At 76.5% G+C, this 4,658-nt stretch carries 3 protein-coding genes, 1 pseudogene and 1 riboswitch; of the genes and pseudogenes, 1 reads left to right on the forward strand and 3 read right to left on the reverse strand.

The annotated features are described in order from the left end of the window. Positions 1-47 precede the first annotated feature (47 nt). The 3 genes and pseudogenes from VR45_RS13555 to VR45_RS13565 all read right to left on the reverse strand — a co-directional run bounded on the left by VR45_RS13555 (position 48) and on the right by VR45_RS13565 (position 3,128). A pseudogene (locus tag VR45_RS13555) lies at positions 48-1,585 on the reverse strand (precorrin-2 C(20)-methyltransferase). Beyond that, complete coding sequence (locus VR45_RS13560) at positions 1,582-2,208, reverse strand: precorrin-8X methylmutase (RefSeq protein ID WP_030392140.1); 627 nt, start codon at positions 2,206-2,208, stop codon at positions 1,582-1,584. The pseudogene VR45_RS13555 and the gene VR45_RS13560 overlap by 4 nt, the downstream one beginning before the upstream one ends. After that, positions 2,205-3,128 carry a precorrin-3B synthase gene (locus VR45_RS13565; protein WP_234325965.1) on the reverse strand — a complete coding sequence of 308 codons (924 nt, stop codon included), beginning with the start codon at positions 3,126-3,128 and terminating at the stop codon, positions 2,205-2,207. The genes VR45_RS13560 and VR45_RS13565 overlap by 4 nt, the downstream gene beginning before the upstream one ends. Positions 3,129-3,672: 544 nt before the next feature. After that, a riboswitch (cobalamin riboswitch) is annotated at positions 3,673-3,758 on the forward strand. Positions 3,759-4,018: 260 nt separating this feature from the next. Between VR45_RS13565 and VR45_RS13570 the strand changes: the two genes are divergently transcribed. Continuing rightward, on the forward strand, positions 4,019-4,658 hold a 640-nt coding region (locus VR45_RS13570), incomplete at its 3' end, for a cobaltochelatase subunit CobN (protein ID WP_045939984.1).

Below are 4,658 nucleotides of genomic sequence, written 5' to 3' on the forward strand. Positions count from 1 at the left end.
CGATCCGCCCCGGGCCCGTCGGCGGGCCCGGGGCGGCGGGGCGGCGCTCAGGCCTCCGGGTAGCGGCGGGGGGTCCAGGTGACGTCCGGGTGCGGGGCGCGGGGGACGTGCTGGGTCTGGGAGGAGCCGATCAGGAGGATGGTCCGCATGTCGACCTCGGCCGGGTCGAGCTCGCCGAGGGGGACGGTGCGGACCCGCTCGGTGGGGCCGCCGACGTCGCGGGCCATCACCACCGGGGTCTCCGGGGCGCGGTACTCCAGCAGGAGGTCCCGGGCCAGGCCGACCTGGGTGGTGCGGGACTGCGAGCCGGGGTTGTAGAGGGCGAGCACGAGGTCCGCCCCGGCGGCGGCGCGCAGGCGGGCCGCGACCACCTCCCACGGCTTGAGGCGGTCGGAGAGCGACACCACCGCGTAGTCGTGGCCGAGCGGGGCGCCGGCCCGGGAGGCGGCCGCGTGCGCGGCGGTCATCCCGGGGACGATCCGCACCGGCACCTCGCGGTAGGACTCCTCGCAGGCGACCTCCAGCACGGCGGTGGCCATCGCGAAGACGCCCGGGTCGCCGGAGGAGACCACCACGACCCGGTGGCCCCGGCGGGCCAGGTCGAGGGCGAACTCGGCGCGCTCGGACTCCACCTTGTTGTCGGAGCCGTGCCGGGTCTGGCCGGGCCGCTCCGGCACCCGGTCGAGGTAGGTGGTGTAGCCGACCAGGTCGGTCGCGGCGGCGAGGGCGCCGCGGGCCTCGGGGGTCAGCCAGAGCGGGCCGGCCGGGCCGGTGCCGACGACGGTGACGCTGCCCGGGCCGCTCAGGTCGGGGGCCGGGGCCTCCAGCGGGGCGACCTTGCTGGGCAGCACGGCCACCGAGAAGTAGGGGACCGTGTCCGGGTCGACGGAGGCCAGCGGGGCCGTCCGCTCGCCGTCCATGAACGCCCGCTCGACGTACTGGGCGTCGGCCAGCCGGCCCGCCCGCTCCAGCGCGCGGCGCACGGTCGGGAAGGTGCGGCCGTGCGGCCGAGCTTCATGACCACGGCGGAGTCGGCGGCGGCCAGGCGCGCGGTCAGCTCCTCCTCGGGCAGCGTGCCGGGGATGACGGTGAGCGTCTCCTCGGCCTCGGTGAGCGGCTGGCCCAGCCGGGCCGCCGCGGCGCTGACCGAGGTCACGCCGGGCACCACCTCGGTCGGGTAGCGGTGCGCGAGGCGCTTGTGCATGTGCTGGTAGGAGCCGTAGAAGAACGGGTCCCCCTCGGCGAGCACCACCACGTCGCGGCCGGCGTCCAGGTGGGCGGCCAGGCGTTCGGCGGCCTCCTGGTAGAAGTCGTCCAGCGCACCCCGGTAGCCGCCGGGGTGGTCGGTGGTCTCGACGGTGATCGGGTAGACCAGCTTCTCCTCGATCTGACCACCCGTCAGATACCGCTCGGCGATGGAGCGGGCGATCGAACGGCCGTGCCGCGCGCTGTGGTACGCCACCACATCGGCCTTGCCGATGAGTTCGGCGGCGCGGACGGTCACCAGCGACGGGTCGCCGGGGCCGAGGCCCACGCCGTAGAGCCGGCCGGTTGCCTGCTGGTCGACTGTCTGATGAACCGTCACTCTTCTTCGCTCGCAATCGCGTTGATCGCCGCCGCGGCCATCGCGCTGCCGCCGCGCCGCCCGCGCACCACCAGGTGCTCCAGGCCGGCCGGGTGCGCCGCCAGGGCCTCCTTGGACTCGGCCGCGCCGATGAAGCCGACCGGTACGCCGATCACGGCGGCCGGGCGCGGGGCGCCGGCCTCGATCAGCTCCAGCAGGCGGAACAGCGAGGTCGGGGCGTTGCCGACGGCGACCACCGCGCCCTCCAGCCGGGGCAGCCACAGCTCCATCGCGGCGGCGCTGCGGGTGTTGCCCATCGCCCGGGCCAGCTCCGGCACCGACGGGTCGGTGAGGGTGCAGATCACCTCGTTGTCGGCCGGCAGCCGCTTGCGCGTGACGCCGCTGGCGACCATGTTGACGTCGCACAGGATCGGCGCCCCGGCCCGCAGGGCGGCGCGCGCGGAGGCGACCGCGCCGGGCGAGTACACCAGGTCCTCGACCAGGTCGACCATGCCGCAGGCGTGGATCATCCGCACCGCGACCTGGGCGACGTCCGCGGGCAGTCCGGCCAGATCGGCCTCGGCCCGGATGGTGGCAAAGGACTGGCGGTAGATGGACGCGCCGTCCTTCTCGTACTCGATCACGTGGTCCTCCGGGCCGCGGCGACCGCCGCGGCCATCTGCTCGTTCGTCACTTCCACGGTGGCGGTGTCCCGCCCCTGCGGCCCGCCGGTCACCGCCACCCGGTAGCCCTCCCCGGTCGCCAGCACGTCCACCCGGCGTCCGGCGGGGTGGCCGCAGCGGCGTTCGCAGCCCGACCAGTGCACCGGCAGCAGGGCCGCACCCTCGTCCAGCACCCGGGGCGAATCCAGCACCCGGGGCGAGTCCAGTGCCCGGAGCAAGTCCAGTGCCCGGGGCGAATCCAGTGCCCGGGCCGCGTCGGCCCGGACGTCGGACCGCGACTTCGCGCAGCCCGGCAGCCCGGTGCAGGCGCTCGCGCCGTCCCAGGCCGTCCCGGCCGCCGTCCGGAAGCCGGCCGCCGCGAGCGCGGGGAGCCGGTCGGCGGGAGCGCCGGGCAGCACCGCGCCGCGCCACGGGGTCAGCCGCAGCTCCCCCTCGGCGGCGTCCACCAGCGCCCGCCACTGCCCGGCCGTGGCCGCGCCGAAGCGCAGGCCCACATGCAGCCCGCCCCCCGGCAGGGCGCCGAGCGGCGGACGGGTACCGGCCGGCGGCGGCAGCGGCACCGGGCCCGGCGGCAGCAGATCGGGCAGTTCGCGCAGGTGCCAGGCCCGCAGCCCGGCGGCGCGCTGCGCGTCCAGGAACTCCCGGGCCGCGTCCAGCGCCGCCGCGACCGCCCGCCCGGCCGGCACCGGCCGCGCGGTGGCGGCCCGGCCGAGGCGCAGCAGGGCGGTGCCGTCCGGGCCTGCGATCAATGTCACATCGGCGTCCAGGGCGGCGACGTCCCCGCGGCCGTCGTCCAGGGCGAACAGGAACTTTCCGGACAGGCCGGTCGCCCACGGGCTGGCGCACAGGGCCGCGTCGAGGGCGCGCGCCCAGGCCCGCACATCGGCGGCGCCCTCGGCGGGCCCGGCGCCGGGGCCGGGCGAGGCGACGATGTTGCGGACCCGCTCGTGGGTGTCGGAGGGCAGCAGGCCGGCGGCCCGCAGCCGCTCGGCGAGTTCGCCGCCGCAGTCCGAAGCCAGGCCGCGCAGTTGGACGTTGCCGCGCGAGGTGATCTCCGGGCGGCCGTCGCCGAGCGTCTCGGCCGCCTCGACCAGCGCCAGCGCCTGACTGACGGTCCGTCAGCAGCCCTCCGGGCAGCCGGACCCGTGCCAGGGCGCCGTCGTCGGCGGTATGCAGACGAAGGGCCCCTGGGCAGGCGTCCGAACGCGCCCGGTCGGGCACGGCGGCGCCCGGCGCGACGACGTCGGGTTCGGGAGGCATGGCGGCGAGCATACCGAGGATCCGAAGGGTTGCCGCCGTACCGTCGATCACACCTCCGAGCCGTCCGCACCGGCCGGAACCTGCACTCCCCCAGGTCAGCCTCACCCCGTACGATGCTCGCGGACGGTCCCCGCGGACCGTCCGCACGCCAGCGACGGCGCAGGGGAGGAAACCGGTGCGAACCCGGTGCGGTCCCGCCACTGTGACCGCGCTTCACCGGGCCTCCGGGGAAGCGCGGGAGCCAGGAACTCCTGCCGTCCTCCACCCGCCCGGGGCGCGGACCCCGAGGAAGGCTTGAAGCCATGCGCCGCCGCATGCCCGCGCCCTCGTGGTGCTCCGTGCCATCGTCCTTGCCCGCAGAGACTCGCCCACTCGTCTCCGGGCGCTCGGACCCGCCGTCGACGCTCTTCGCTCCGGCGCTCCTTCCTTCGTCATTCGCCTGTCACTCATCGCTTTCAACGCCGGCGCGCCCTTCGGCTCGGGGCTGCTCCGAGGCCGGGAGGGCCTTCGCATGATTCTGCTGCTGTCGACGTCAGACACCGACCTGCTCAGTGCCCGCGCGTCCGAGGGTCCGGTCCGCTACCGGCTCGGCAACCCGGCCCGGCTCACCGCCGAGGAGCTGCCCGCCCTGCTGGAGGGCACCGAACTGGTCGTGGTCCGCCTGCTCGGCGGCCGCCGCGCCTGGCAGGAGGGCCTGGACGCCCTGCTCGCCGGCCCCCGCCCGGTGATCGTGCTGACCGGCGAACAGGCCCCCGACGCCCAGCTGATGGAGCTGTCCACCGTCCCGGCCGGCATCGCCGCCGAGGCGCACGCCTACCTGGCCCACGGCGGCGCGGCCAACCTCGCCGAGCTCGGCGCCTTCCTCTCCGACACGGTGCTGCTCACCGGCCACGGCTTCGCCCCGCCCGCCTCCGCCCCGGCCTGGGGCCCGCTGGAGCGCACCGCCCGCACCACCGAGGGCCCGACCGTCGCGGTGCTCTACTACCGCGCCCACCACATGAGCGGCAACACCGCCTTCGTGGAGACCCTCTGCCGCGCGGTCGAGGACCAGGGCGCCCAGGCCCGCGCCTACTACTGCGCCTCGCTGCGCGGCGCCGAGCCGGAGCTGCTGGCCGCCCTCGGCGAGGCCGACGCCATCGTCACCACCGTGC

Source organism: Streptomyces sp. NRRL S-495 (genome assembly GCF_000966955.1).
Taxonomy (GTDB): Bacteria; Actinomycetota; Actinomycetes; order Streptomycetales; family Streptomycetaceae; genus Kitasatospora; species Kitasatospora purpeofusca.